The sequence below is a fragment of the Halopolyspora algeriensis genome (genome assembly GCF_003337235.1).
Classification (GTDB): Bacteria; Actinomycetota; Actinomycetes; order Mycobacteriales; family Pseudonocardiaceae; genus Haloactinomyces; species Haloactinomyces algeriensis.
This window is the reverse complement of sequence record NZ_QPJC01000006.1, coordinates 91646-112158: the sequence shown is the minus strand read 5'-3', so window position 1 is coordinate 112158 and position 20513 is coordinate 91646. Positions and strand designations below refer to the sequence as shown.

19 protein-coding genes and 1 pseudogene are annotated in these 20513 nt (G+C 70.1%); 10 read left to right on the top strand and 10 right to left on the bottom strand.

Annotated features, from left to right (window positions below; all coding sequences use genetic code 11):
- The first annotated feature begins 119 nt into the window (after positions 1–119).
- On the top strand, positions 120–1229 hold the full coding sequence (sepH, locus tag DFQ14_RS11360; RefSeq protein WP_114453204.1) for a septation protein SepH: 1110 nt from the start codon (positions 120–122) through the stop codon (positions 1227–1229).
- A gap of 30 nt (positions 1230–1259) precedes the next feature.
- Here the strand turns inward: sepH and DFQ14_RS11355 are convergent, their stop codons facing one another.
- Entirely contained in the window at positions 1260–1940 is a 681-nt protein-coding gene (locus tag DFQ14_RS11355) for a DUF2537 domain-containing protein (RefSeq protein ID WP_246195802.1), read from the bottom strand.
- Positions 1937–2767, bottom strand: coding sequence for a TrmH family RNA methyltransferase (locus DFQ14_RS11350; protein ID WP_179951549.1), 831 nt, complete (start codon positions 2765–2767; stop codon positions 1937–1939). Before DFQ14_RS11350 ends, DFQ14_RS11355 begins: the two co-directional genes overlap by 4 nt.
- Before the next feature lie 153 nt (positions 2768–2920).
- On the opposite strand from DFQ14_RS11350, the gene DFQ14_RS11345 reads away from it, so the two are divergent.
- From DFQ14_RS11345 to DFQ14_RS11335, 3 genes are all read left to right on the top strand, one after another.
- A complete protein-coding gene (locus DFQ14_RS11345) occupies positions 2921–4291 on the top strand; it encodes a multidrug effflux MFS transporter (protein ID WP_114453203.1) in 1371 nt (456 codons plus the stop codon).
- A complete protein-coding gene (locus DFQ14_RS11340; RefSeq protein WP_114453202.1) occupies positions 4288–4521 on the top strand; it encodes an aldo/keto reductase in 234 nt (77 codons plus the stop codon). Before DFQ14_RS11345 ends, DFQ14_RS11340 begins: the two co-directional genes overlap by 4 nt.
- A gap of 117 nt (positions 4522–4638) precedes the next feature.
- The gene (locus DFQ14_RS11335) at positions 4639–6132 is read left to right on the top strand and encodes a glutamate-cysteine ligase family protein (protein WP_114453201.1); all 1494 of its coding nucleotides are present in this window, start codon (positions 4639–4641) and stop codon (positions 6130–6132) included.
- Positions 6133–6248: 116 nt separating this feature from the next.
- Here DFQ14_RS11335 and DFQ14_RS11330 read toward each other — a convergent pair whose 3' ends face one another.
- Genes DFQ14_RS11330 through DFQ14_RS11320 form a run of 3 tightly spaced genes read right to left on the bottom strand, consistent with a single transcriptional unit; the run spans position 6249 to position 9085 of the window.
- Positions 6249–7067 carry an ABC transporter ATP-binding protein gene (locus DFQ14_RS11330; protein ID WP_179951548.1) on the bottom strand — a complete coding sequence of 273 codons (819 nt, stop codon included), beginning with the start codon at positions 7065–7067 and terminating at the stop codon, positions 6249–6251.
- Positions 7064–8113: a FecCD family ABC transporter permease gene (locus tag DFQ14_RS11325; protein ID WP_114453200.1), complete on the bottom strand. Its 1050-nt coding sequence runs from the start codon at positions 8111–8113 to the stop codon at positions 7064–7066. The genes DFQ14_RS11330 and DFQ14_RS11325 overlap by 4 nt, the downstream gene beginning before the upstream one ends.
- Positions 8114–8116: 3 nt before the next feature.
- On the bottom strand, positions 8117–9085 hold the full coding sequence (locus DFQ14_RS11320) for an ABC transporter substrate-binding protein (RefSeq protein WP_246195803.1): 969 nt from the start codon (positions 9083–9085) through the stop codon (positions 8117–8119).
- A 313-nt stretch (positions 9086–9398) separates the two neighbouring features.
- Between DFQ14_RS11320 and DFQ14_RS11315 the strand changes: the two are divergent.
- Both DFQ14_RS11315 and DFQ14_RS11310 read left to right on the top strand, forming a co-directional pair.
- Positions 9399–9593: pseudogene (locus DFQ14_RS11315) on the top strand (Fe-Mn family superoxide dismutase); the annotation flags it as partial.
- A gap of 269 nt (positions 9594–9862) precedes the next feature.
- Positions 9863–11380, top strand: a complete 1518-nt coding sequence (locus DFQ14_RS11310; RefSeq protein ID WP_114453199.1) for an ArnT family glycosyltransferase — start codon at positions 9863–9865, stop codon at positions 11378–11380.
- A gap of 345 nt (positions 11381–11725) precedes the next feature.
- On the opposite strand, the gene DFQ14_RS11305 is transcribed toward DFQ14_RS11310, so the two are convergent.
- Positions 11726–12952: an MFS transporter gene (locus tag DFQ14_RS11305; RefSeq protein WP_114453198.1), complete on the bottom strand. Its 1227-nt coding sequence runs from the start codon at positions 12950–12952 to the stop codon at positions 11726–11728.
- Between the two features lie 148 nt (positions 12953–13100).
- A complete protein-coding gene (locus DFQ14_RS11300) occupies positions 13101–13562 on the bottom strand; it encodes a MarR family winged helix-turn-helix transcriptional regulator (protein ID WP_246195804.1) in 462 nt (153 codons plus the stop codon).
- A 74-nt stretch (positions 13563–13636) separates the two neighbouring features.
- Here DFQ14_RS11300 and DFQ14_RS11295 point away from each other — a divergent pair, with 74 nt between their 5' ends.
- The gene (locus tag DFQ14_RS11295) at positions 13637–13939 is read left to right on the top strand and encodes a DUF2530 domain-containing protein (protein WP_338072604.1); all 303 of its coding nucleotides are present in this window, start codon (positions 13637–13639) and stop codon (positions 13937–13939) included.
- 94 nt (positions 13940–14033) lie between these two features.
- Here the strand turns inward: DFQ14_RS11295 and DFQ14_RS11290 are convergent, their stop codons facing one another.
- Entirely contained in the window at positions 14034–17045 is a 3012-nt protein-coding gene (locus DFQ14_RS11290) for a sacsin N-terminal ATP-binding-like domain-containing protein (RefSeq protein ID WP_114453197.1), read from the bottom strand.
- Positions 17042–17908 (bottom strand): DUF3027 domain-containing protein, encoded by an 867-nt coding sequence (locus tag DFQ14_RS11285; protein ID WP_114453196.1) that lies wholly within the window; start codon positions 17906–17908, stop codon positions 17042–17044. Before DFQ14_RS11285 ends, DFQ14_RS11290 begins: the two co-directional genes overlap by 4 nt.
- Before the next feature lie 138 nt (positions 17909–18046).
- Here DFQ14_RS11285 and DFQ14_RS22300 point away from each other — a divergent pair, with 138 nt between their 5' ends.
- Positions 18047–18865 (top strand): glutaminyl-peptide cyclotransferase, encoded by an 819-nt coding sequence (locus DFQ14_RS22300; RefSeq protein WP_420810157.1) that lies wholly within the window; start codon positions 18047–18049, stop codon positions 18863–18865.
- Positions 18866–18982: 117 nt separating this feature from the next.
- A complete protein-coding gene (locus tag DFQ14_RS11275) occupies positions 18983–19483 on the top strand; it encodes a DUF2771 family protein (RefSeq protein ID WP_114453195.1) in 501 nt (166 codons plus the stop codon).
- Positions 19484–19500: 17 nt separating this feature from the next.
- Here the strand turns inward: DFQ14_RS11275 and DFQ14_RS22510 are convergent, their stop codons facing one another.
- Positions 19501–19896, bottom strand: coding sequence for a cold-shock protein (locus tag DFQ14_RS22510; RefSeq protein WP_114453194.1), 396 nt, complete (start codon positions 19894–19896; stop codon positions 19501–19503).
- A 335-nt stretch (positions 19897–20231) separates the two neighbouring features.
- Between DFQ14_RS22510 and DFQ14_RS11265 the strand changes: the two genes are divergently transcribed.
- On the top strand, positions 20232–20459 hold the full coding sequence (locus DFQ14_RS11265) for a hypothetical protein (protein WP_114453193.1): 228 nt from the start codon (positions 20232–20234) through the stop codon (positions 20457–20459).
- The last annotated feature ends 54 nt before the right edge of the window (positions 20460–20513 follow it).

Genomic DNA, 20513 nt, shown 5'->3' with positions numbered 1-20513 from the left:
AAGATCGTGGCACCCATGCAGGCGGCGGCCCGGCGTGCCTGCCTCTTCGACACGGCACGCCGGGTTACCGTTATGACTTGGTGACATGTATGCAGCCGGAGGCGCGGGGAGGCCGAGCAATGCGAGCGCTGCGGGTGGTCGGGCTCGACGAGGACGGCGAGACCGTCATCTGCGAGGACCCCGACAACGGCGAACGCTTTTCCGTACCCGCCGACGAGCGTCTGCGGGCCGCCGCCCGGGGCGATCTGACCCGGCTCGGACAAGTCCAGATCGAGCTGGAAGCCCAGATGCGGCCGCGCGAGATCCAGTCCCGGATCCGCGGGGGAGCCTCCGTCGAGCAGGTCGCGGCGGCATCCGGCCTCCCGGAGCAGCGTGTCGAACGCTACGCCTACCCCGTGCTGCTGGAGCGGGCCCAAATCGCCGAGAAGGCCCAGCGGGCACACCCGATCCGCGAGGACGGGCCCGATGTGCAGACTCTCGGCGAAATCGTCGCGCACACCTTCGGCATGCGCGGGCACGATTACGCCGAGACGGTATGGGACTCCTGGCGCGGGGAGGACGGCAAGTGGGTCGTCCAGTTGCGCTGGCAGGCAGGCAAGTCCGAGAACACCGCGTACTGGGTTTTCCACCCGGGCGCGCAAGGCGGAACGGCCACCGCACTGGACGAGCACGCCGCCGACCTCCTCGACCCTTCCCCCAACCGCCCGTTGCGGACGGTACGGCCGGTGACCGAGCTGGCCCGGGAGGCTCTCGAACTCGACCAGGACGACACCGGCAGCAGCGCCGCGTCGGGAGAACCGGGCACGGGATGGACACCGAGTCCCATCGGTGAGCAGGCGCCGTCCCGGCCGGAACACGAGGTCCCGCTCCCCTCTTCTCCGCCATCGGGCGCACCGGCCGGGGCGGAGGCACCCGCCCCGGCGGCACGCCCGTCCCCGCAGATACCGCCTGTTGCGAGCAACCCGCACATCGAGGCGCCACCGGGTGCAACGGCACCCGACGGAACGTCACCCGATGAAGTGGCAGCAGAGGCGAGGAACCGGCGAGTCGACCCCTGCGAGCACACGGAGGCCGCGACCACGGAAGTACCGGATGTGGGAGAGGTCCTCGGAGACGCGTCCGCGCAGGAATCCGCCACGCACGAGCAGGCCCCACGTCGGGGACGCAAGCAGCACCCGATCGTGCCCTCCTGGGAAGACGTCCTTCTCGGCGTTCGCTCCCACCGCTGAGGCAGCCACCCGAGCCAATCCGCGGATCCGCTACCCCAGCAGGTTGAGGAGCAGGGCCCCCCAGGACAGGAAAATCCCCCCGGCCGTGCCCAGGGCCACCCAACGCCAGACCGGCACGTGCCGCCCCAGCCAGATCGAGGGGGCGAAGCCCGCGGCCATCGCCACGTTGACGATCACGGCCAGCAGCACGCTGACCTCCGCCAGCCCGGACGAGACGATGACGAGCGCGACAACGACGATGGCAGCGATGATCACGCTCACGGTCGAACCGGTGGCCCACGGGGTCGGTCCGCTCGCGTCCTCTCCGGCCATGGCACCTCCGGCCGGAACAGCACGCGGCGCCCCTGCGGGCTCGCGCGTTGCGGGACGAGCCGGTCGCCGCGGGGCCATCCGGTGCACCTGCCCGCTGCTCGGGTCCACGTAATCGACCTCGGCCCCGATCTCGCCGGCCAGCAATCCCGCGAGCTGCCTCCCACGCCGGGAGATCGTCCGCACGAGGGAGGAATCGTGGTCGATCGCCTCGCGGTGGGCAACCCGATCCGCCACGTGCGCCCACTCGTGCAGCGCCTCGGCCAGGGCCTCGGACACCGGCAAGCTCTCCGGGGCCAGCTCGGCGCGGTCGGAAGCAGCGAGCACCATCGCGCGTCCGGCCCGCGCGTGCAGTTCCATCGCCGGCACCCTGGTGCCCGCGCCCGCTTTCACCCTGTTCACCGGCCGCCTCCCTCGGATCCCTCACCCATGATGTGGAAGACGATCGCCGCCGAGGTGGCGACATTGAGCGAGTCCACCTCGCCTGCCATCGGGATTCGAACCGTCACGTCCGCTGCCGTCATGGCCTGCTCGGTCAGGCCCGGGCCCTCGGAACCCAGCAGTATCGCGACGGGTTCCCGCCCCGGTTCCGCCTCGCGCAGCGGCACCGAGCTCGCCCGCGGGGACAGCGCGACGATGCGGAAACCCTCATCGCGCAGCAGTTTCAGGTCCCCGGGCCACGAGTGCACGCGTGTGAACGGCACTCGCAGCACGTGTCCCATCGACACCCGGACGCTGCGCCGGTACAGCGGGTCCGAGCATCCGGCCCCGAGCAGCACCCCGTCGATGCCGAACGCGGCGGCGTTGCGGAACAGCGATCCGAGGTTCTCGTGGTCACCGATGCCTTCCAGCACGGCCAGGCGCCGTGCGGTGGCGGTCAGTCTCGTGAGCTCGACCTCGGGGGCTCGGTCGGCGATGGCCAGCACGCCACGGTTGAGGTGGAACCCGACGATGCCTGCCATCACCTCGGCATCGGCGATGTAGGCGGGCACGTCGAGGTCGGCGATCTCGTCACCGAGTTCCTCGATGCGTCGCCGCACTCCGAGCAGTGCGCGGATCGGGTACGGGGAGGCGAGCATGCGTCGGACCACGACGACTCCCTCCGCGATGACCAGTCCCCGCCCACCAGGGCGGTCGGGGCGCCGGTCGGCGGTCGACAGATCGCGGAAGTCGTCGACCCGGGGGTCCTCCACTGCGGTCACTTCGATCAGCCGCGCCACGCCGCTCATTTTTTCATTCGCCGCGCACACCGATCGCACACCGCCCACCCCGCGCGGTGAGGGAATTCACGACTGCGGAAGCAGGATAGTTGGCATAAATCAACAGTCATCGACGTTGTACGGCGAGCGCAGCGCAGTGCCGTGGATTCGAGGAGGGAAGCCGTGGGCGAACAAGTCTCCCCCGACCACGGGGCCGACGCGGCGACCGGCGTCAACAATTCCAGCCTGCGGCGCAAGACCCGCTTCGCGCTGATCCTGGGCGGTCTGACCGCGTTCGGGCCGCTGTCCATCGACATGTACCTGCCCGCCCTGCCACAACTGACCGAGGACCTGGGGGCCACGGCAGCGCAGGGACAACTCACCCTGATGGCGACACTGCTCGGCCTGGCTTTCGGCCAGCTTCTCGCCGGGCCGATCAGCGACTCCGTCGGGCGGCGCAAGCCGCTCATGGTCGGCCTCGTGATCTACATCGTCGCCTCGGTGCTGTGCGCCCTGTCCGAGTCGGTGTATGCGCTGACCGCGCTGCGCGCCCTGCAGGGCTTCGGTGCCGCCGCGGGCATGGTCATCGCGCGTGCCTCGGTCCGGGATCTGTACTCGGGGCTGGAAGTCACCCGGTTCTTCTCCGGATTGATGCTGGTCACCGGGCTGGCTCCGATCCTCGCACCGGTCATCGGAGGCCAGGTACTGGCATACACGACGTGGCGCGGGATCTTCGCCGTACTGACCGCTTTCGGCCTCCTGCTCATGCTGGTGGTCATATTCGCCCTCCCGGAGACCAAGCCGCAGCAGTGGCGCCAACCCGCCCGGCTGGGAAGCACCTTCACCACCATCGGCCGGTTGCTGACCGAGCCGTCGTTCCTCGGCAACGCACTCGCCGCCGGGCTCGCGATGGCCGCGATGTTCGCCTACGTCTCCGGCTCCTCCTTCGTCCTGCAGGGCATCTACGGGATGTCGCCACAGACCTACGGCCTCGTGTTCGGCATGAACGCGATCGGCCTGGTCGCCGCCGGGCAGCTCAACGCCCGATTGGTCGGGCGCCTGGCCACGGAGTCGCAGTTGCTCCTCGGCGCCCTCGTCTCGGCCTCGGTCGCCGGGGTGTTCCTCGTCAGCACCGTCCTGTTCGGCCTTCCCCTGCCGGTTCTCCTGGCGGCGCTGTTCGTGATGATCGCCAGCCTCGGCTTCGTCATGCCCAACACCACGACACTGGTGCTGGGCGAGCATCGCGAGGTTTCGGGCACTGCCTCGGCGCTGCTCGGAGTCACCCAATTCGTGGTCGGTGCCCTCGCGGCACCGCTGGTCGGACTGGGTGGCGTCGAATCGGCCCTGCCGATGGCGCTGGTGATGTTCGGGGTGGCGCTGTCCGCGACGGTCGTTCACCTCACGCTCGGGCGCCGCGGGATCAGGCAGACCGGGCACGTCACCGTCGCCAGCGGCCACGGCACGCGGGGGAACGCCGAGCCCGCGGGCAGGCGCCCGGTCGCCGACGCAGGCGGAGGGGGCGTACCCCACTCCTCAGAAGGGCGACGGCGATGATCCGCGGCGACGAGCGGGGAGTCACGATGCTGGCTGCTCTCGACGAGGCAGCCACGCTGCGTAACGTACCGGTTTCGGCGGTCTCACTCGCCTGGTTGCTCGCCCGGCAGGATGTGATTGCTCCGATCGCCGGCGCGCGCAACTCCGCACAGCTCACCACGATCCTGCCTGCGGCCGATACCACGTTGACCGACGCCGAACTGCAACGCCGGGACGCCACCTCGGCATGAACTCGGGCACCACCGTTTTGGCCCCTGGTACCGACTCTGCCGATGTGTCACCGTGAATTTCCTGCTGACCAGCCTTGAAGGCCGGTACACCGGCCGGAGGAGCGGGGGAGAAACGGCATGGGAAGGCAAGTGACGGACCGGTCGTTCAAGGCGGTGGATCGCCAGCGGTACCGGGACAAGATGCAGCGGGGCCTGGATGCGCTGGCCCGCATGCTCGCCGGGGGCAACTTCTCCTTTCCGCACCAGCAGATGGGTCTGGAGATGGAACTCAGTCTCGTCAACGACGAGATGGATCCCTCGATGTCGAACGGCACGGTGCTGGAGAAGATCGGCGACTCCTCCTTCACGACCGAACTCGGTCAGCACAACATCGAAATCAACGTGCGTCCCCGGGTGCTGGCCGGTGACGGTGCGCTGGAGCTGGAGGACGAACTGCGCACGGCGCTGGTCCGTGCCGACGGCAAGGCGCACGATGCGGGCGCGAAACTCGTCATGATCGGTACCCTGCCGACCCTGCGCAGCACGCATTTCGACCCGCAGTGGCTGTCCCGACCGCCCCGGTACTCGGTACTCAACCAGCAGATCTGCAACGCCCGGGGCGAGGAGATCCTGCTGGACATGGAGGGGATACCGCTGAGCGAGGGGGGCACCGAACGGCTGCGCTCGTATGCGGAGTCGATCCTGCCCACCTCGGCGTGCACCTCGGTGCAGCTGCACCTGCAGGTGGCCCCGGAGGACTTCGCCGCGCACTGGAACGCCGCCCAGTGCCTGGCCGGTGTGCAGCTCGCCATCGGCTCCAACTCACCGTTCCTGCTGGGTAAGGCTCTCTGGCAGGAAACGCGGGTGCCGCTGTTCCAGCAGGCCACCGACAGCCGCCCCGAGGAGTTGAAGAACCAGGGCGTGCGCCCGCGGGTGTGGTTCGGGGAGCGCTGGATCACATCGATCTTCGACCTGTTCGAGGAGAATGTCCGCTACTTCCCGGCGCTGCTGCCGGAACCCGAGGAGGAGGACCCGGTGGCCGCGCTGAACGCGGGCCGGGCACCGACGCTGGCCGAGCTGCGATTGCACAACGGCACGATCTGGCGCTGGAACCGCCCCGTGTACGACCTGGTCGACGGTGTTCCGCACCTGCGGGTGGAAAACCGGGTGCTCCCGGCGGGTCCGACCGTCATCGACGTCCTGGCCAACGCGGCCTTCTTCTACGGCGTCCAGCGGGCGCTGACCGAGCAGGAGCGACCGCTGTGGACTCAGATGTCGTTCACCGCGGCCGAGGAGAACTTCTACACCGGCGCACGCAACGGCATGAACGGCCACCTGTACTGGCCCGGGGTCGGGTGGATCGCGCCGGACGAACTGGTGCTGCGCCGCCTGCTGCCGATGGCGCACGAGGGTCTGCGCGCCATCGGGGTCTCCGACGGCGCGCGGGAACGCCACCTCGGTGTGATCGAGCAACGCTGCCTGCACGGCCAGACCGGATCGACCTGGCAGCGGGACACGGTTCGGCTGCTGGAACGGCGCATGGATCGTCGGGAGGCACTGGCGGGCATGCTGCACCGCTACATCGACCTGACCGACTCGGGTGAGCCCGTGCACACCTGGCCCGTGGGGTGAGCTGAGGAGTGCTTTCACGATCGGCCTGGCGCGGTGGTCGGTGAACCGTCTTCTCGGGTGCAGTCCTTCCCGGAGAAGGGTTGCCCAGCGTTGGAGGCCACATCAGGTAGCCATGCTCACACCGTGCCGTGGAGGTCCAGGACGGGCCGCGCGGACGCGTCATGCGGCTCCTCACCCACCACCTCCTGCGATGCTGCGTCCGGCACACGCAGCCGCCCGCGCACGCCGAAGACCTCGGCGAGCAGCCGCTCGTCGAGCACCTCCACCGGGCTGCCCACCGCGACGACACGCCCGGCGTCGAGTACCACCAAGCGGTCACAGTGCTCGGCCGCGTGGCGCAGGTCGTGCAGCGTGAGCAGCACCGCCATCCCCTCCGCGGCGAGCGTGCGCAGCAACTCCAGCACTCCGAACTGGTGGCGCAGGTCGAGGTGGTTGGTGGGCTCGTCGAGTACCAGCACCTCTGGGCACTGCGCCAGCGCCCGCGCGATCGCCACCCGCTGCGACTCTCCCCCGGACAGTGTCCGCACATCCCGGTCCTGCCACTGCTGCATCCCGGTGGCGGCCAGCGCGTCCGCGACAATGCGCCGGTCCTCGGCGCGCATCGGATCCAGCAGTCCCAGATGCGGCACCCGGCCCTGCTCGACCACCTCCCGGACCGTCAACGCGACCCGGTTCTCGGATTCCTGTGTCGTGGCCGCCAACGTGCGGGCCAGGCGGTGTCGGGAGGTCGAGGAGACCGGCAGGCCCGCCACGTCCACGGCACCGGCAACCGGCCGAACCGACCGATACAGGGTACGCAGCAGGGTCGTCTTGCCGCTGCCGTTCGGGCCGACCAACCCCAGCACCTCGCCGGCAGCGACCGTCAGGTCCACATCGGAGACCACGCTACGGGCGCCCAGGTCGACCCGGACACCACTCATCGACACCCCTGTCACAGCAACCTCCTCCGGCGCCGCAGCATGAGCAGGAAGACCGGACCTCCCACGATCGCGGTGAGCACCCCGACGGGCAGCTCCGAGGGCGCCACCACCAGGCGTGCCGCCAGGTCGGCCAGCACGAGGAACACCGCGCCCAGTAGCGCCGAGACGCTCAGCATGCGCCGGGCCTCCGAGCCGACGAGAAAGCTCGCAGCGTGCGGGATCAGCAACCCGACGAACGCGATGCCGCCCGCCACCGCCACCGAGGTACCCGCCAGCAGGGAGATGCCGACCAGCGCCAGCGCCCGGAACCGGCGCGCGTTCAACCCCAGCGCGGCGGCACCGTCGTCGCCGGCGTGCAGCACGTTCATCCAACGGCCGGCCGCCAGCGCCACGACCAACGCGAGCACGAGCACCGCGCCGGGCACCGCCAGCAGCCCCCATCTGGATCCGCCCAGGCCGCCTGCCATCCAGAACACGACCTGCCTGGTCTGTTCCCCGGTGGCGGACGTGTGGATCACCAGCGAGGTCAGCGCTCCCGCGACCTGCCCCACCGCGAGACCACCGAGAATCAACGTCAGCACCGAACCCGAGCGCCCCGCGAACACCAGTACCGCCAGCAATGCCCCCAGTCCACCGAGGAAGGCCGCTGCAGGCAGCGTCACCGGCCCCAGCGCCCCGGCACCGAAGCCGAGCACGGTCAGCAGCGTGACCGCCAGTCCCGCCCCACTGGACACGCCGAGCAGGTACGGGTCGGCCATCGGATTGGCGGTGACGAGCTGGGCGACCCCACCCGACAGCGCCAGTGCCGCACCGACGACCATGGCGGTGACCACGCGGGGCAGCCGCGACTCCCAGACGATCACCTCCCACACCCCGGACCAGTCGGCCTCCAGCCAGGGAACCACCGGTTCGGCGACGATGCGCCACACCTGGCTCGGCGGGATCCGGACGGAACCCATCGACACGGCCAGGACACCGGCGACGACCAGTGCCGCCAGCAGCGCGGCCTGCACGAGCACGATCCGGGCCACGCCGTTCGAATTGCGCGGAACGGTCGCCATTGCTCACACCCCGTGCAGTGCGTGGGCGAGATGCTCGACCGCGCCGGGAAACCGGATCCCCTCGGTCAACTGGACGAGATCCAGGGTGATGTAGCGATCGTGGCGCACGGCCGGGGTCCGCGAGGCCAGCGGGTGCCCTTCCAGGAACGCCCGCTTGTCCCGCACCGATCCGCCGCCGAGGTAGTCGACGAGCACGATCGTCCCGGGTGCCCGAGCGGCGACCTGTTCCCAGCTCACGGTGGCGAAGTCCTCGGCAACGTCGGCGAACACGTTGCGCGCTCCCGCCCGCGTCAGAACATCGTTGCCGATACCGTGCCCGCCGAGCGTCAGCGGGGCCTTCTCGCCGGAGTCGTAGACGAACACGTCGATCGGTCGCACGCCGCTGAGCCGTTGCTCGGCGGCGCTCACCCGCTGCCTGATACTCGCGGCGAGCTCGGCGGCACCGTCCTGCAGACCGAGAACCTCGCCGAACATGGCGATGTCGTCGAGCAGGGTGTGCATCCCCGCCGGGGTCTGAGTACAGGATTCCGAGAGCAGCAGCGTGTCGATCCCCTTGGCTTCCAGGGATGCTCGGCCGCGCCCTTCGGCCTTGCTGAAAGCACTGGCATAGCCGCCGACGACGAGGTCCGGTCGCGCCGCGAGGATGCGTTCGACCGAGGGATACTTCTGCGCCAGCACCGGCACCGTCGCGTACTCGGCGGCGACCGACTCCGGCGGTGTGTGATCGTCCGGGAAGGCGGTGCCGACGAGTCGGTCTCCGAGCCCGATCGCCAGCAGGATCTCGGTGGCGTGCTGATTCAGGCTCACCACCCGCTGCGGCGGGTGCTCGAAGGTTTCGGTGCGCCCACAATTGTCGACACGTACTGCGTCGGGCGAAACCCGGCCGGAGGTCGCGGTACCGCAACCGACCAGGACACCGGCGGTCAGGAGCAAGGCGAGCAGGCGCCGTATGACTCGCGCTGTGGTGCGCATCGTTACCTTCCGGGTGAGGCCTGCGCCGGCCCGGATCCACCGCGGGCATCCTGCGCGGCCACCCAAGCCCCGACCGCAGACCGCGACGGTCGTTGGAGCCTTCCCGCGAGCGGGTGATCGGGCTCGCCGCGCGCGTGCGCGGCCCACCGTTGCGGGTCAGCGCCGGAGTTCGACCGGACTTTCCCCGTTCGCGAGGTCTCGCCCGAATGCTCCACGAGTGGCCGGGCAAGGTCAAACGATCAGGGGTGAGATCCATACCTCCCAGATGCGGGAACTCATCAGTTGCCTCATAGTTGCAACTAAGACAGACTTGTCGTTGAACCTGTCGATCGCCACGACGTCGCTGCTCGTGTTCGACATCTGGGAACACGCCTACTACCTGCAGTACAAGAACGCGAAAGCGGACTACGTCCAGCAGCTCTGGAACGTCGTGAACTGGGACGAGGTATCCCGGCGGTTCGCCGACGCGCGTGCCGGTTACAACGGGCTGCGGCTTCCGCAAGCCTGACGGCCCGGACCGGCCCACGGACCCGGCAGTGAATGCTCCGACAAGCGACGCTGCCGAGACACCTCGGGACTCTCCTGCTCGGAGGGTCCCGAGGTGCTTTTCCGGTCCCCGAATGTCTCGACTGCCGTATACGACAGGACCGTACCCGGTCGATGAGCACTTCTTCACCGGCGCCTTGCAAACAGTAGTTACGATCGATCCGGTATCGGCCGCCCGATCGGGTCCGGTATCACTCTCCCGATCGAGGACCGACTGCGAAGAGCCACCTCATGACCAGCACGATTTCCGCTCCGGCGGAGATGCCTGCCCGAGCTCGCCTCGCACCGCCGGCGACCGTGCCCGTCCTCCTGATCGCCGGGGCGATGGGGCTGCTGCTGGCGGCGGCAAGCAGCCGGTACGGCTATTTCGGCGATGAGCTGTACTTTCTGGCAGCCGGCGATCACCTGGCATGGGGCTACGCGGATCAGCAACCGTTGGTGCCGTTGCTGGCCCGGATGATGGAGTTCCTCTTTCCCGGATCTCCGCTGGGGCTTCGCCTGCCCGCCATCCTGGTTACCGCGGCAGGTGTTCCCCTGACCGCACTGCTCGCGCGGGAACTCGGGGCAGACCGCCGTGCCCAGGTGCTCGCTGCGGGCGCCTTCGCGATCTGCCCCCAGTTCCTGCTCAATGGCCGCCTGCTGGGCACCATGACCTTCGATCCGATCCTGTGGGTACTGCTCACGTGGCTGCTCGTGCGCTGGGTACGCCTGCGCCAGGACGGCCGCGGGGACGATCGCCTGCTGCTGTGGGCGGGAGTGACCACCGCAGTGGCGATCCAGGTCAAGTTCCTCGTCGTCGGTTTCTGGGCGGCCGCGGGAATCGCCCTGCTGCTCACCGGGCCGCGGGATGTGCTGCGCCGCCCGAAGCTGTGGGCGGGGGCGGCCATCGTCGTGCTGACAACGATTCCCACGCTGATCTGGCAGGCCACCCACGGCTGGCCGCAACTGGGCATGGCGGGTGTCATCAACGCGGAAAGCCAGGCCGATGGTGCGGTGTTGTTGAAACGGGCGCTGATCATCGCGGGCACCGTCGGCGCCGTACTGCTCTGCTACGGCCTGCTGAAGCTCCTGCGCTCGGCGGAGTTGCGTCCCTACCGATTCCTCGGGGTCACCTTCCTGCTCCTGGCCGCGATCTTTGTGAGTACCGGCGCGCGCGAGTACTACCTGGCCGGGATGTATCCCCTGCTCTGGGCGGTCGGCGCAGTGGGACTGCAGCGGCGCCGGGAGGTCAGGACCCGCCCCCGGGGAACCTGGCTTGCCTGGCCCGTCTATGCGCTCTCGGCCGTCATCTGCGTCTCCACGCTGACACCCAACCCGCTTGTTTCCGCGCTCCCCGGGGACCTCGTGAACCACAGCGGCGAGCAATGGCCGGTACTCGCCCGGGACACCGCCGCTGCGCTGCACTCCTTACCCGCCGAAGAGCAGCAGCACACCGCGGTCATCGCCGCCAGTTACTGGTCGGCCGCTGCGCTGCACCACTTCGGCCCGCGGTACGGAATCCACACCGTCTACAGCGGAAGCCGTGGCTACGGCTACTTCGGCCGGCCCCCGGAAGCCACCCGCGCGGTCCTCTACGTCGGCAGCACGCGCCGATCCCTGCAGCGCCACTTCGACAGCGTCCGCCGGATTGCCACGGTGAGCCCCGGGACCGAGCCGCACAACGGGAGACCGATCTGGCTTGCCGAGGAACGCAAGGCCCCCTGGTCCCAGCTGTGGCCGGAGGTGCGCGGGATGGCCATGTGGCAGTAAAAGGGTCCGCGGATTGGTTTGCGTAGGAGTGCGGGCGGCGGAACCTCCGGCTGCGCCTCGCTCCGGGAGCCCCGACATCAGGGAGAGGCGCTACATCACGTCGGCAGTGTCCTCGCGAGGCTGTGCGGCGAGAACCCGCGGCGGTGCCGGCTGCATACGTGACAAGGAAGCGGCTGACGCCGCTTGCCGAAACGACCGCACACAGCCGGTCAGCCGACCCCCATCCGCGCGGCCACTAAGTGACCGGCACGCACATGCTCGGGCCCCGGCTCCCGCAGGGGAGCCGGGGCCCGAGCGGTTCCCGAACTGACCGCCGCTCCCACCACGAAGCGGACAATAATTAGGTTAGCCTAACCTGCTGTCATCGGCAACCTCGCGTCGTCGCCAGGCCAGCACCGCAGCCCCGGCCGCCGTGGCCACCAGCGTCGCGAGACCGCCCAACAGCAGCGGCGCGCGGCCCCCCAGGACCTCGGCAAGCCAACCCGACAACAGGCCGCCGATCGGTCTGCCGCCCAAGAACAACATCATGTACAGGCCCATCACCCGCCCCCGCATCGCCGGGTCGATCGAGAGCTGCACGGTCGAGTTCGCCGTGGTCGTAAACGTCATGACCGCGACACCGACCGGAACGAGCGCCATCGCGAAAATCTCGTAGCTCGGCAACTGCGAGGCGAACGCCTCCAGTGCGCCGAATGCCGCCGCTCCCGCGAACAGCAGGCGCAGGCGCGGTCGCCCGCTCCCGCTGCGCCGTGCCGCCAGAGCCGCACCGCTGAGCGTGCCCACGGCCAGCATCGTGATCAGCAATCCGTACCCGGCGGCGTCGCGGTGGAACACGTTGCGCGCGATCACGGCGAAGACGCTCTCGAAGTTCATCCCGAAGGTGCTGACGCAGAACACCAGTGCGAGGATGACCATCAGTTCCGCGCGCCCGCGCACGTAGCGCAGGCCCGCCCGCAGTTGGCCGCCTTCCTTCGGCGCCGCCGTGGGACGCCGCAGCCGAGCGGGGTCCATGAGCACCAGCCCCAACACCACCGCGGCGGAACTCGCACCGTTGGACACAAACACCGGTCCGGTGCCGATCATCGTGATCAGCACCCCGGCGATCGCCGGACCCACGATCCGGGCCAGGTTGAAGGTCATGGAGTTCAGCGCGACCGCGTTGGTCAACTGCGCGGGACCGACCATTTCCACCACGAACGACTGACGCACCGGCGCATCGATCGCGGAGAACGCTCCCAGTACCATCGCGAGCGCGTACACGTGCCAAAGCTCGACCACGCCCGTGACATCGAGCAACCCGAGCGCGAGGCCGCACAGACCCATCGCGGTCTGCACCACGATCAGCAGGCGCCGCTTGTCGAAGCGGTCGGCGATGAGCCCCGCCCACAACGTCAGCAACAACGTCGGCATGAACTGCAGGGCCACGGCAAAACCGAGTGCGGCGGGGCTGCCACCGGACAACTCCAGCACGAGCCAGTCCTGCGCGGCCCGCTGCATCCAGGTGCCGGTCAGCGAGACGATCTGACCGGAGGCGTAGTAGCGGTAGTTGCGTTCCCGCAGGGAACGGAACATGCCGCCGGTGTCCGTGCGCTCCGCGGAACCGGAACGCGCCGATGTGTCCGATATGGACGGCTGCGCCGAGGTGACCTGCCCCCCGTTCCGGTCGGTTTCCGATCGTCCGGAGGTGTAAGCAGCCACCGTTATGCGTTCAGCCCTTCGATCATCGTCCTGCCATGCGGTCGAGAATCTCCACCGCTCGGGACAGCGTCGCTCGCTCGTCCTCGGTCAGATCCGCCAGCCGCAGGTCCAGCCAGCGCTCACGCGCCGACACCTCCGCCTCGATACGAGCGTTCCCGGCATCGGTCAGCTCGACGATCACCTGCCGCCCGTCGGTGGGGTGCTTGCGCCGGGCCACCAGGCCGAGGTCCTCCAGGGACGCGATGACCCGGGTCATCGACGGCGGCTGGACACCTTCCTTGGCAGCCAGCTCCCCCGGTGTCAGGGCTCCGTTCCGACGCAGGGACGCCAGCGTCGACAGCTGCGACAGCGTCACACCGGATTCGGCCTGTGCCCGTAACCGGCGGTTGAGCCGGACGACCGCGACGCGCAGGCGCCCTGCCAAGGTTCGCTGTGCCTCGACGGTGTCGACGGCGGCATTGCCGGTACGGTCGGTCTCGGACACACTCGTTAGTCTAGCAAAGCATCTTCGTGGTGCCGGGCAAACCGGACAGCCACGGTCCGGGTAACCTCTCCGGTGTGGCAGCCGAGGACAACCGCACTTCGACCGGACCGCCGCCGATGCAACACGTGCCGTCCCTGCCGCGCAAACTTGCCGACCCCACCCCGGTCGTGCTCACCGGGACCCTGCTGTGGTTCACCGCCTGCCTCGTATTCGGCATCACGAGTGGGCTGAGCGGCGGAGTCGACATCCGGTTCTGGACCTGCCTCATCGGCGGAATCCTCGGCAGCCTCGGCTACGGCGTGTTCCGCTGGCAGCGCTCCGCTGCCCGCCGCGGTTCCCGCGGCGCCTGGCAGGGATTGTCCGGCCTCGACGGGTAAGGACCGCTTTCGACAGGAGTGGGCACTGTGGTCTTCGAACCGCCACTTCGTCCTTGCCGACCTCGCAGGCTGAGCGCGCTCATCGCTGCACCCCTCACCGCAGCAGAGTCGTCGCCTGGGGATCGGCGAGCAACGCGGTCAGCGCGAAGCGCTCGCTCCAGCGACCCGCCGCCCAGGCGAGGGCACGCCCGAGACCGTCCGGTGTCCGCTCCGCACGGACAGCACCGGACTCGTCCACCCACCAGTGCACCGGGTGCTCCTCCCCGGCCATGACCACCCGCAGGCCGTCCTGCAGGGTGACATCGCCGTCCGGAACCGGCATCCCCAGCAATTCGCACGCGGCGGGAACGCGGCCGACATCGCGCCAGCGCTGCACCGCCCCGGCCCCTTCCCGCACCCGCATCGGCCCCTGCTCGGAAGCCAACGGCAGGTCGAACAGCTCCGCGAGCGCCTCCGCATCGAACTCCTCCGGGCTGCCACCCGCCACCACCAGCGGGGCCTCGAACACGCCGAGCAGCCACGGCTCGTCGAGCACGACCGCGCGCTCCGCGCCGACGACCGCCCCCGAAACCGAGCGCACCGCCTGCGGTGGCTCCGCCTCGGCCGGATCGACCAGCTCGCACGCGACCGCGTCGGCGAGCGCGCGATGTGCGCGCAGTGCCGTGCCCGCGCGCACGGACCGTTCCCGATCACCGAGCCGCCGCATCAGGTCGGCCGCGTCCGCAGCGCCGGTCACACGCAGCTCGGCGCGCACCCCGGCGAGCCGCAGCTGCTCCTCCGACAGGCCGACCTCGGGCGCCACCTCGTACAGCCCCGCGAGCCCCTCGGCCCCGGGCAATCGCCAGTGCCGGGGCGGGTGACCGGCCAGCATGGCGAACCGCTCGATCCACCAGGTCGAGTAGCCACCCGGTTCCCGCAGCGCCTCCAGCGTGTCCGGGTCAGCGGTGAGCAGGCGGATCGCCGCAGGCCAAGCCTCATCGGAGACGAGGTCGAGATCGCGGACACCGACGAAGCGCGCCGGTGGCCACTGTCCGGGGGCGGCGGCTTCCTGCTCGGCCCACCACTGCTCGACATCGGCAAGCGTCTCCTCCGGCCGCACCGGGTCGTCCTCGACGTGCACGGCGAAGCCGTCCAGCACCCCGACCGAGCGCAACACCTCCGGTGGCCACTGCGCGGCGAAGTCGGCGTCGAGAACGCCCAGCGCCGCGTCCTCGCCCACCGCCTCCGGGTCCAGGACGTCGAGCAGCGCGGCGCCGGGCAGCAGCAGCTCGTCGGCCCGGCGCCGGCCGCCGTCGGCATCGGGCAGGGCGAGCGCGCCGATCCAGTCCCGCGCACCCGTGTGCTCGACCAGGCGCAACACGGCCTCGGCCAGTGGGCGAGTGTCGGTTCCCGCCTGCGCGTCGGACACGCTGTTGCGCACGGCATCGACCAGCGGCCTGGTGTCGAGCAACTCGCCCGGATCCGCACGATGGGCACCCAGCCGCTCCAGGAGAGGATGGGCGGCCTCCCGGTCGGCGATCCGCAACCCCGCGATGTCCAGGGTGGACAGAGTTGCCACCGGATCGGGCCCGCCTTCGCCGTCGCCGAGCAGCACGTCCCGCACGCCGATCACGGTGCGGCCGTCGGCCAGGGGCACCGGCAGAGCTTCGAGCTCCTCGCGCACGGACCGGTCGGCTCGTTCGATCGGGTCCAGAGCCTCGTACAGACGCCGCCACCACGATGCCGGACGCTGCAGCCCGGTCACCGCCTCCACCAGCTCGGCCATGCCCAGGCGCCGGACCTCCAGCGCGGCCAGGGCGCGCCGATGCCGGGCGCCGGAGAGCTCGGAGACGAGCAAACCGGGCACCACATCCGCCAGCAGGGCGACCAGCTCCGGCGATTCCCGATCCAGGACCCCGGCCCGGTTCGGAGTGACCGTACCGCCGTCGGCGGCAGGCAGCCAGGAAGTCGACCGCAGCCGGTCGAGCACGGCCCGCCGCAAGCTGTCGTCCACATCGGACAGCGGGAATTCCGGGAGCGGCACGAGTACCGGCCGATCCTGCGGTGTGACCTTGTCGATCAGCTCGGGATAGCACTCGGCGGCGAACATCAGCACCGCATCCGTGGCCGAGGACGCCGACACGCGCCGACGGTCGGGCTCCATCGGGACACCGGCCAGCAGCCGCGCGGGCAGCGACAGCCGCTCCTCGGTGGGGGTGGGAGTGTGCAGCACATCGCGCTCGAGCGGTGCCGGCTCCCCCTCCTCGTCCAATGGCAACGCCCAGCACACCCGCCACTCGGTGTGCTGCCGGGCCTCTGCCCCCAGATCCGACAGGGCCGCCTCCGGCAACCGCCCCGATCGGTGATGCAGCAGCCACCGGTCACTGCGCTGCGGCCCGTGCACGACGACACGATCGGCGCCGAGATCCTCTCGCCGCCACGATCGCGCGCCGACGCGGATCTCGGCCAGCGCGGGCAACGCCAGCAGCAGGTCGGGGGCCTGCTGTGCACAGGACTCCAGCAGAGCATCGGCGTCGATATCGCTGCGCAGGGGCAGGCGCACCTCGGTGGCGAACCCGTGCGGCGGCTCGCCGGCCTGCGGCCACACCAGCCGCAACACCGGAACCGCTCCCCCACGCGCGGCAAGCTCCTCGGCAGGACCGGTGAGATGTGCCACCTCCTCGCGGGTGTGCTGGGCCGAAAACGCCACACCACCCCCGGTCGACACCACGCGAGGCTCGTCACTGACCGCCAGGACCGCCGCGAACCCCACACCGAACCGGCCGACCGAAGCACCCTCGCGCTTGGCCGAAGCACGCAACGAGGCCAGCCCCGTCACCCCGGCCGCGGTCAGCGGGGTGCCGGTATTGGCCACGCGCAGCTCCCGAACCGCCGGGCCACCACCCACCGGTTGCCCCTCGGCCAGCTCGACACGCAGCACACCACCGGCACCGGCCGCATCCGCCGCGTTCTGGGCGAGTTCGACCAGCAGCCTGTCCCGGTAGCCGCCGAGGCGCAGATCCTCCTCGGCGTTGGCGTCCTCCCGGAACCGGGTGGGTGATCCTTCCCAGGCCCGCAGCACGGCACGGCGAAGTTCCGCCGTGCCGAAGGGATCGGAACCGCTCACTCGCCGGCGCCGGGATCGCGCGACTCGTAGTCCAGGGTCGTGTCGTCGTAGACGACCTCGGCCACGGGCACCGTCGATGCGGTGTCCACCTCGCCCTCCGAATGCGCCCCGCACCCGAACTCGACGTGCACCACACGACCGTCGGCCGGGGCGAGCGCATTGCCGCACACCCCGAACGCCGCGCTCATCGACCCCGCAAGCGGCAGGAAGAAGCCACACGTACCGCAGGCTCCCGGTGCCAGTCTCGCCGTCTCGGTGTCCGGGCCGAAATCCCCGGCATGCCAGCGTTCGGCGGCCTGCCTGCGTCCCTCGTGACTGAGCACCCGGTTGCGCTCGAAGCCGGCATCGCGGGCCAGCTCCTCGGAGGAATCGTCGCCGGGGAGGTACCCGGGGGCCAGGCGCGGATCGTCGTGCTCGCTCGGCAGCAGATCACCCGCGCCGAGGTCTCCCGGCCGGACCCGGTCGCTCCACGGCACCCACTCCGGCGCGGTCAGCGCCTCCGGCCCGGGAAGGAGCACGACCTCGCTGACCGTCACCGGCTCGCCGGGACCGGCGCTCGCCACCGTCACGGCCCAGCGCCAGCCCACATAGCCGGGATAGGTCGACTCGAAGTAGTGCGTGGCCGTGCCCTCGGACTCGGCCACGACACCGGCATGCGCACCGACCGCATCGCCATCGCTGACCTCCTTGGCCAGCAGAGGCGACCCGAGCGGGTCATTACCGGCTGCCGCCTCTTCCTCCGCCGCAGCACGGGCAGTACCCACCGCGTCGGCGAGGGCCGGATCCGGCTGCCGCTCAGGTTGCTCCTGAGGCCGGGTCCGCAGCGCCGACTCGGTGTCGATGTCGCTGATCGGAGCAGGCATAGGCGTCACGGTTTCGATTGTGCCGTACGCTGCCGAATCCGTTGCCGGGCGTGTCACGCTTTCCGGGTGAGGATTCGGAGACGACGAGCGGGATGGCCGACTCGGCAGGGAACTGGGCGTGGCCTGTCGAGCGTCGGGCTGAGGGCGCTGGTGCCCCTCCTGGTCCTCGGCGCGGTGCAGTGCGGCACGCCGCCAGTACCAACGGAGCACCACGGCCAGTCCGACCGCGAGCAGACCGAACAAGGCATTGGGCACACCGATAGCGTGTCACACTTACGCGCCGATGTGGTTCAGGTCCTGCCACACGATCCTTCCGCATTCACCCAGGGACTCGAACTCCACCGGGGAACGCTCTACGAAGGCACCGGCAAGCGCGGGCAGTCGGTGCTGCGTGCCGTGGACCCGAACAGCGGGCGTGTCCTGCGCGAGGTGCGGCTTCCCGACCAGCTCTTCGGCGAGGGCATCACCGTGGTCGGCGACCGCGTCTGGCAGCTCACCTGGAAATCCGGTCTGGCGATCCTGCGGAACCGGACGAACCTGGCCGAGATCACCCGGGTGCGCTACGAGGGTGAGGGCTGGGGCCTGTGCCACGACGGCGAGCGGCTGATCATGAGCGACGGCAGTGCCCGGCTGACCTTCCGCGACCCGGAGACGTTCACCCCCACCGGCGAGGTCACCGTGCGGCTCGGCGGCGATCCCGCCGCCGAGCTCAACGAGCTGGAATGCGCGGCCGGCTCGGTGTGGGCCAATGTGTGGAAAAGCGAGCGGATTCTGCGGATCGATCCGGCATCCGGGCGCGTGACCGCCGTCGTCGACGCCTCCGGCCTGCTCCGCCCCGAGCAGCGCGCACGAGCGGGAGTGCTCAACGGCATCGCCGCCGTCGAGGGCACCGACGAGTTCCTGCTCACCGGCAAGAACTGGCCGCACCTCTACCGCGTGCGCTTCGTGCCCGCGTGATCGTGCGCGGCCGCCCCGGGCTCGGGGAGTGCGGTACGGGCCCGAAAAACGGCGATCCCGCCGGAACGCTTGCACCGGGAAACGAACGGCCCGGGCCGACGTCGTAGGCTCGGCGACGTGCGCCGAGGACCGATGTCGCTGCTGGCCGTGGCCGGCATTGCCCTGGCGGGATGCTCCGCTCCCGCCTCACCGCAGGTCACCTTCTACTCCCACGGGGACTCCGTGCGGGCCGCGCCGGTCCGCCACTGCGACCGGCTGGGCCGGAACTGCTCGGAGCCGAACCCGGAAGCCGTGGTGAACCTCACCGTACCGCCCGGCGCACCGCTGCAGATCTCGGTGTCCGAGGAGATCTCCTCGGCTCCGTGGCAGGTCGCCTTCCGCTACCGCACCGCCGACGGCAGGCAGGAAGCCGGGCGAAGCACGGTGTTCGAGGCGGGGCAGCGCCATGCCTACACCCTGCGCCCCCCGGGCAACGGCGAGCCCGGGAGCGCGCAGCTCGAATACGTCGAGGTACAGCGGTATGCGGCCCCGGTCTTGGCCGCCGAGGGCGGCATCCGGTTCACCATCGGCGGCAGCTGGGCGCTGAACGCGCACCCCGCGCCGCCGGCACGTTCCTGACACCACCCGGGGCGGCGTCAGGAACCACCGGGATCGAGTTCGCGAGCCACCGCACGGACGACCTCACCGACGCGCTTGGCGGACTTCTTGTCCGGGTAGCGCCCCTTGGCCAGGTCGGGAAGGACCCGGGCCTCCAGCAACTTGATCATGTCATCGACCATGCCGTGCAGCTCGTCGGCCGGACGGCGCTGCGCCTCCACCACCGAGGGCGGTGGGTCCAGCAGTTTGAGCTTGAGCGCCTGCGGCCCACGACGTCCCTGCGCCATGTCGAAGTCGACCCGCTGGCCGGTCTTGAGTGACTCCACCCCGGACGGCAGCGCGGAGGCCCGGACGTACACGTCCTCACCACCGTCCTGGGTCACGAAGCCGAAGCCCTTGTTCGCGTCGAACCACTTGACCCTGCCGGTCGGCACTGTCCTCACCGTTCCCTGTCGCTGCTGACCCCCCGTGTGCCCACCGGGGCATTTCCGCGCGGATGCCCGGTGGGGACACCGCGCGAGCGGGTCCTGTCTACGTTGCTTGCACGCCATCGCCTCCGATGGCGAAAACCATCGTCCCGGTACGACGAACGCGCCCCAGGGACCGCCCCCTGCATCGCGGTCTCGACACACCGATGCAGTCGGGCTTTCCCAGGACGCGTCATCCTAAGGGTACCTGGCGGGGCTGGAACAGCATCGCCTTCTCCCGGACAATGCCACAGCCAGGCACACGGTGCCCGCCGCCGGAAGGCTCGCCCTACTCTGGCGACATGACCGGTTCCACTCGCAGATCCGCCGTGATGCCCGCCGTACTGATCCTGTTCGGTATCGGCCTGCTCGCCGTGCTCGCCATCTTCGGGCTGTTCGCGGCGGGTTACCGCAACCTTCCCGTGTGGCTGAACCTGGCCGCCATGCTCGCACCGCTGGCCCTGGGCGTCGGCCTGGTCTCCGCAGTCGTGCAGGCACGCAGGGACGTGGGCCGACCCGGGAAGCCTTGACGCGAAACTCGGTCGTACCGAAAATCACGGTGTCACCACTCACAGGCCGGCCCC

Coding starts and splice junctions, on each gene's coding strand:
- sepH (WP_114453204.1), top strand. CDS start 120: ATGCGAGCGCTGCGGGTGGTCGGGCTCGACGAGGACGGCGAGACCGTC.
- DFQ14_RS11350 (WP_179951549.1), bottom strand. CDS start 2,767: ATGAGCGGCGTGGCGCGGCTGATCGAAGTGACCGCAGTGGAGGACCCC.
- DFQ14_RS11340 (WP_114453202.1), top strand. CDS start 4,288: ATGATCCGCGGCGACGAGCGGGGAGTCACGATGCTGGCTGCTCTCGAC.
- DFQ14_RS11335 (WP_114453201.1), top strand. CDS start 4,639: ATGGGAAGGCAAGTGACGGACCGGTCGTTCAAGGCGGTGGATCGCCAG.
- DFQ14_RS11325 (WP_114453200.1), bottom strand. CDS start 8,113: ATGGCGACCGTTCCGCGCAATTCGAACGGCGTGGCCCGGATCGTGCTC.
- DFQ14_RS11320 (WP_246195803.1), bottom strand. CDS start 9,085: ATGCGCACCACAGCGCGAGTCATACGGCGCCTGCTCGCCTTGCTCCTG.
- DFQ14_RS11310 (WP_114453199.1), top strand. CDS start 9,863: ATGACCAGCACGATTTCCGCTCCGGCGGAGATGCCTGCCCGAGCTCGC.
- DFQ14_RS11305 (WP_114453198.1), bottom strand. CDS start 12,952: ATGTTCCGTTCCCTGCGGGAACGCAACTACCGCTACTACGCCTCCGGT.
- DFQ14_RS11285 (WP_114453196.1), bottom strand. CDS start 17,908: ATGCCTGCTCCGATCAGCGACATCGACACCGAGTCGGCGCTGCGGACC.
- DFQ14_RS11265 (WP_114453193.1), top strand. CDS start 20,232: ATGACCGGTTCCACTCGCAGATCCGCCGTGATGCCCGCCGTACTGATC.